This is a genomic window from uncultured Acinetobacter sp. (assembly GCF_947624825.1).
In the GTDB taxonomy this organism is placed as follows: domain Bacteria; phylum Pseudomonadota; class Gammaproteobacteria; order Pseudomonadales; family Moraxellaceae; genus Acinetobacter.
In genome coordinates this window covers 1-5,999 of sequence record NZ_CANQLZ010000092.1, presented here as the reverse complement: position 1 = coordinate 5,999, position 5,999 = coordinate 1, and the positions used below count along the sequence as shown (strand labels likewise).

The window sequence follows — 5,999 nt, the reverse complement described above, 5'->3', positions numbered from 1 at the left end:
TTCAGGGGTATATTTTACTTTTTTCATCGGGACATTCTCTCAGAAAGCTTGGTCTCCGACAAACCCGGTACGGTTCAGTTGCCGACACATAAAGCGACCCAAATAGAAGAATTACTACCTCACCGCTGGAAACCTGAACCGAATTAAAAAATATGCATGGGGTTCAGCGGACGCTTACATTTACTCTAATGACTTATAGCTGATTACTTAATTTAGTAGCACATCAAAAACCTTGTAAAATGGTATTTTACAAATATATTTACGCGCTACAGCCTTTAGAATTTAGCTATAGTTAGATAATCAGTGCTTTTTTTACCTTTGGATGTCTCAATAATAATCGAGATGTGATATTTCCGTCGTCATAGAGGCTCCTGATTTTTTTAGACAATAAAAAACCCTGCTTTCGCAAGGTTAGATATAGATTACTCTTGCCTTTTATGAAGGTGAAAAGCACTGCTTTGTAGAAACCTCCTTAAGGAGGTTTTTTAAAATCAACTGGATTAAAACTGCGGTTTAACCACCACTAAAATCACTACTGCGAGTAAAATAAGCGTTGGCATTTCATTGAAGAAACGCCAAAACTTATGTGATTTGTAATGCGGGTTTTCCATCAGTTTTTTACGATAATAACCACAAACAAAATGGTAAATCACCAGTAAGCCCACTAATCCAACTTTCAGGTAAAACCAGAGTGCTTCATGGTAATGCCGAGTTGCATCACCCCAATCCACTAAAAAATGCGCTGTGATGAGAGTGGCAAGCATTGACGGCCACATGATGCCGCGGTACAACTTTCGTTCCATAATCTGGAAACGCTGATGACTCGTGGCATCTTCACTCATCGCATGATAAACATATAAACGTGGCAAGTAGAACAAAGCGGCGAACCAGCAAACTACAGCAATAATATGTAATGCTTTTACCCACAAGAAAGCATCAGAAGGAGCATCCATCTATTCACCCTTTTAAGGGCAGTGTGGCAGAAGTTGATCATCCGTTGCCGAATGATCAACAATTCTTAGCTTAGCCTTCTCAATTTTTTGAAAACAAGACATGCATTTACACCGCCAAAACCGAAACTGTTACTCATCATAGTATTCAATTTTATGTCACATTTTCAAGCACGATATCAAATGGTTTTGCACCTTCATCCAGTTCAGTCACGTTGATTTTTGGTGCAATAAAGTCATTTTGCATCATCAATACTGAATAAATCACTCATATAGGCATACGGATCCAGTCCATTCAGTTTCGCTGACTGTAAGCATCATGTGTTCACAGCTCGTTGACCACTGTACAGTGATCCTGCAAACAGCTAGCTCTTACGTCCCATGTATGAGTATTTGTAGTCATGAATTAAGTCTCCACTTATTTTAAGTGGGGACCAAATTAAGGATTATCGGATAGCTTGATAAAGTGTGTTCACTAGAGAGGTTGCTACAATCCTTTTTGGGGAAGGAATTGTTTTATATAATACTTAGAAATAGATTATATTATTCTTAATTAGATAAGATAAGCAAAATACAGATGCAAACATTTCTATTAGGAAAGAGGGCTCTTTCCGTTCTTGTAGTGCTTATTACATTAATCTTATTTTTGGTTTATGTCCTATTGCGTACAGGACCTTTTGCACCAGTCAAGGTCAGTCTGACACAGGTTAAGTATAAATCTATTCAGCCTAGTCTGTTTGGTATAGCGACTGTTGAAGCTCGTCATAATTACAAAATTGGTCCCACAGCGGCAGGTCGTCTTAAAAACCTTCAAGTCGATATTGGCGATGCTGTACAAACTGGACAGCTCTTGGGAGAAATGGATCCAGTCGATTTGGAAGAAAAAACACTTGCACAACGTGCCATTATCCAAAAAATCATCTCTCAGCAACAAGATATTCAAATTCGTCAAAAGTTTGCACAGCAACAAGTTCAACGCTATCAGCAACTCACCAAAATCAATGCCACCAGTCAAGAGTCACTCGCGATTAAGCAGCAGGAGCTTGATCTCGCTACAACAGCACTTGGCTCAATGCAACAAGAACTTAATAAAGCTCGTGCAGACCTCAATACACTACAAGCCCAGCGCGACAATTTAAATTTAATGGCAACAGCACCAGGTATAGTCACAGCCCGTTATGCAGAACCTGGCTCTACTGTAGTTGCAGGGCAAACCGTATTGGAAATTGTAGACCCGAAGTCTATTTGGTTGAATACACGCTTCGATCAATCTAGTACGATTGGCTTAGCCTCAGGTTTACCTGCACAAATTCATTTACGTTCGCGTCAAAGTAACACGCTTTCAGGTCAAGTCTTATGGGTAGAGCCTCGTGCAGATGTTATTACCGAAGAAATCTTAGCCAAAGTAGTCTTTAGTCAACAACCTAACCCTCTACCCCCTTTAGGTGAATTAGCAGAAGTGACAATTAAACTAGCACCACTGTCTCGCAGCCTTGCTATTCCAAATGCTGCTATTCACCGCATCAATAACCAAGTCGGTGTCTGGAAAGTGACAGATCAAAAACTACAATTTATTGAAATTAAACTAGGTCGCTCTAATTTAGAGGGTGATGTTCAAGTACTCGATGGTCTATCAGAAAATGATCAAATCGTTTTATATAGTGAAAAACCACTTAATGCGAAAAACCGTTTGCGTATTGTAAAAAATCTTGCAGGAACATCTGAATGATTAGCTTAGCCGGTCGGGATATATTCCATTCATGGGGTAAGTTTGTTTTTACTGGTTTTGGACTTGGCTTGTTGATCGGCGTGACTCTAATTATGGCGGGTGTCTACCGTGGTATGGTGGATGATGCCAAGGCTTTATTAAATAATAGCGGTGCAGATTTATGGGTGGTACAACAAGATACGCTTGGTCCATATGCTGAACCTTCTAGTGTGCGTGATGATTTATATCGTAGTGTCATGACTACACCTGAAGTAGAACATGCCTCAAATATTACTTATCTGACCACACAAGTTCATTATAAAGATAAAGATATCCGTGCGATGGTGGTTGGAATCCATACAGGTGAACATGCCTGGAATAATTTAGGCTGGCCACCTTACCTTTTAGCGGGACGTCAATTGACTCGGGGGCACTATGAAGCTGTTGTAGACATCACTTCAGGACTTAAATTAGGTGATCGCATCAAAATCCGTCGTAATTATTTTACTGTAGTAGGATTGACTCGACGAATGGTGTCATCAGGTGGTGACCCGATGATTTTTATTCCGCTTAAAGATGCACAACAAGCCCAATTTCAAAAAGATAATGCGGCAATTTTACAAGACCGCCGACGTACCGCACAAAATCCGATTTACAATCGTCCTGCGTATCCAGATTTATTAGACAGTGTTCTGAGTGCCCAAACCAGCAATCGTTATGTAAATGCAATTTTAGTCCGTCTTAAAACTGGTACTTCCGCAGAAGATACTGCTGAACACATCCAACGTTGGCAGCAACTGACTGTCTACACGCGTCTTCAAATGGAACATATTTTAATTAGCAAGATGATTGCAACATCAGCAAGGCAGATTGCGATGTTTTTAGTAATTTTGGCTTTGGTGAGCGCGGCAATTGTGGCATTTATTATTTATACCCTAACCATGGATAAAATTCGAGAAATTGCAGTTCTGAAACTAATTGGAACACGCAACCGAACGATTGCCTGGATGATCTTACAGCAAGCGCTCGCACTTGGTCTAATTGGATTTACTATAGGTAAAATCACTTCAACCTTTGCTGCGCCATATTTTCCAAAGTATGTATTATTGATTCCTCAGGATTCTATTCTTGGATTTATTGCTGTGATGTTGATTTGTATGTTGGCAAGTCTAGTAGCTATTCGTATGGCATTACGTATTGATCCAGCCGAAGCAATTGGAGGATAACACATGACCCACGGAATTTTAATTGAGGGTTTAAAAAAACGTTTTGGGCAAGGTGATAATGCTTTTTATGCATTAAAAGATGTCAATATGTGGGTGGATCCAGGAGAAGTTGTTGGACTGATTGGTCCGTCAGGTTCAGGTAAAAGTACCTTATTAAAATGTTTAGGCGCTGTGATTGATCCCACTGAAGGACGTATGACTTTAGGGAGTGAAGTGATTTTTGATCAACACTGGTTGGTAAAAGATTTAAGTGCATTGCGACGTGACAAAATTGGTTTTATGTTCCAAACACCTTATTTGATTCCTTTTTTGAATGTTTTAGATAATGTTGCGCTATTACCTATGCTTGCAGGTGTTCCTAATGACACTGCACGTGCAAGTGCTTTAGAAATTTTGACTGCTTTAGATGTTCAGCATCGTGTTCATGCCATGCCTGGGCAATTATCAGGTGGTGAACAACAACGTGTAGCTATTGCACGCGGCTTGATTAATAAGCCACCTGTCATTTTGGCAGATGAGCCAACGGCACCTTTAGACAGCGTTCGTGCCATGACTGTAATTCGTTTGTTGTACGAAATGGCGGAAAAATTTCAAACAGCAATTATTGTTGTTACACATGACGATAAAATTATTCCGACTTTCCAGCGACTGTATCATATTCGTGAGGGAATAACGTATGAAGAAAAAGGAGAGGGTCGTAGTTTCTAAAAGCTTAGAAATTTAAAGTATTTTATCTAGTTGATAGATTTAGATTAATAGCTTAATTTTTTCAATAAGCTGAATAAATTTTCTTTTTATTGCGTTGTTTTAAGTGGTATTCATCTGCTTTGGATAAACGAATAGTTTTCATATTCTTACGATGATATGTAATTAAACCAAATGTCTTGATTCCTCAAATTTGATTTTTAATTCTTGACTGATATATCCACGAACAGCATAGAGTTTTGTTTTTAAGCCTTCTACCAAATGCTCAATCATTTTAATGTCTGCTGTATGTTCATTAGATAAAGCTGTACTGACAATTTTGCCTGACTGACTCATGATTAAATGCAGCTTACAGCCAAAGAACCAGTCCATTGAGCTTTTACCGTGTGTTGCAATGGTAGATATTTATACCGTTGAATACGCTGATTTTTGCATACAGGCAGCGTAGTCGATTGATCCATAAATAAAATTGCTCTGATAATCTTTCATCAAGGCAAAATGTAAAGCATACAGTGCCAATCGATGTGCTCTAATGAGATAAACTATCCGTTGTTAACAAGGTAAATATCTAAAGAGTTGACCGTGATTTTGCTTTAATGAAAAGAATAAAACTTTGAGATTATGGAAATACGAAAATTTATACTAAATGGCAATAAACACGATTTACGAAACTTTTAATTGAGAGGATCGTATTTTAAAAATTGCCAATAAGTTACTTCGATTTTTGAAAAAAGTCATCAATCATGCAGAAGAAATATGTAAAATCAAACATGGTCGCTGAAAGTGTAGGTTGTGTGGTAACTCCCTAATAGTATGTAGCCACCTTTTTTTTCAAGCCAATTTCTTATCCACAATTCAGGTTATATTGATTTAAAAAGAGTATAAATCCTATGAAATTTATTAAAAACTTGTGCTTGTCTTTTCTGCTGTTTTTTTCAAGTTTATCGATTGCAGTAGCAGAAACAACAAAAGATCCATTATTTGTATTGCTTACCAGTAATGATGCTCATCGTACAAAGATGGCCATCGGCATGAGTAATAATCAATTCCAAAAAGGGCATCCCTTGACTGTATATTTAGTCGATCAAGGGGTTATGCTTGCTTCTAGCCGCTTCGAACATAGATATGCAGAGCATCAGGCCATGCTGAAAAATATAATGGTCAATGGTGGACAAGTCTTTATCTGTAAAATGTGTATGGATCAATATGGTGTTAAAGAGGGTGATCTTATCAAAGGTTTAAAATATGCGAATCCTGATGATATGGGGGAAGCAATTTTTCAACCTGGTACCAAAACTCTATCATGGTGATTTAATCAGATTTCTTACAACAAAGGGCTTTGTTGCACAAACCTAGCATCAAAAGCTTATTCAGCAATATAATTTCAAAATGAATAAGCCTGCCTCTAAA

At 38.2% G+C, this 5,999-nt stretch carries 5 protein-coding genes and 2 pseudogenes; 4 read left to right on the top strand and 3 right to left on the bottom strand.

All coding sequences use genetic code 11. From position 1 onward, the window contains the following. Nucleotides 1–500: 500 nt before the first annotated feature. Together hemJ and Q0017_RS13060 are read right to left on the bottom strand one after the other, a co-directional pair. Complete coding sequence (gene hemJ / locus Q0017_RS13065; RefSeq protein WP_074947791.1) at nt 501–953, bottom strand: protoporphyrinogen oxidase HemJ; 453 nt, start codon at nt 951–953, stop codon at nt 501–503. A gap of 65 nt (nt 954–1,018) precedes the next feature. Then, nucleotides 1,019–1,215: pseudogene (locus Q0017_RS13060) on the bottom strand (beta-ketoacyl-ACP synthase I); the annotation flags it as partial. A 396-nt stretch (nt 1,216–1,611) separates the two neighbouring features. On the opposite strand from Q0017_RS13060, the gene Q0017_RS13055 reads away from it, so the two are divergent. Genes Q0017_RS13055 through Q0017_RS13045 form a run of 3 tightly spaced genes read left to right on the top strand, consistent with a single transcriptional unit; the run spans nt 1,612 to nt 4,592 of the window. Further along, nucleotides 1,612–2,679 (top strand): efflux RND transporter periplasmic adaptor subunit, encoded by a 1,068-nt coding sequence (locus Q0017_RS13055; RefSeq protein ID WP_298147660.1) that lies wholly within the window; start codon nt 1,612–1,614, stop codon nt 2,677–2,679. Continuing rightward, entirely contained in the window at nt 2,676–3,884 is a 1,209-nt protein-coding gene (locus Q0017_RS13050; protein WP_074947793.1) for an ABC transporter permease, read from the top strand. The genes Q0017_RS13055 and Q0017_RS13050 overlap by 4 nt, the downstream gene beginning before the upstream one ends. 3 nt (nt 3,885–3,887) lie before the next feature. After that, a complete protein-coding gene (locus tag Q0017_RS13045) occupies nt 3,888–4,592 on the top strand; it encodes an ABC transporter ATP-binding protein (protein WP_298147655.1) in 705 nt (234 codons plus the stop codon). A gap of 59 nt (nt 4,593–4,651) precedes the next feature. Here the strand turns inward: Q0017_RS13045 and Q0017_RS13740 are convergent. Next, a pseudogene (locus tag Q0017_RS13740) lies at nt 4,652–5,361 on the bottom strand (IS982 family transposase); the annotation flags it as partial. A gap of 118 nt (nt 5,362–5,479) precedes the next feature. Between Q0017_RS13740 and Q0017_RS13035 the strand changes: the two are divergent. Further along, nucleotides 5,480–5,899, top strand: coding sequence for a DsrE family protein (locus tag Q0017_RS13035; RefSeq protein ID WP_068912717.1), 420 nt, complete (start codon nt 5,480–5,482; stop codon nt 5,897–5,899). The last annotated feature ends 100 nt before the right edge of the window (nt 5,900–5,999 follow it).

Bases quoted from the DNA above. Each gene is read 5' to 3' on its own strand.
- Q0017_RS13050 (WP_074947793.1), top strand. From the start codon at position 2,676: ATGATTAGCTTAGCCGGTCGGGATATATTCCATTCATGGGGTAAGTTT.
- Q0017_RS13045 (WP_298147655.1), top strand. From the start codon at position 3,888: ATGACCCACGGAATTTTAATTGAGGGTTTAAAAAAACGTTTTGGGCAA.
- hemJ (WP_074947791.1), bottom strand. From the start codon at position 953: ATGGATGCTCCTTCTGATGCTTTCTTGTGGGTAAAAGCATTACATATT.
- Q0017_RS13035 (WP_068912717.1), top strand. From the start codon at position 5,480: ATGAAATTTATTAAAAACTTGTGCTTGTCTTTTCTGCTGTTTTTTTCA.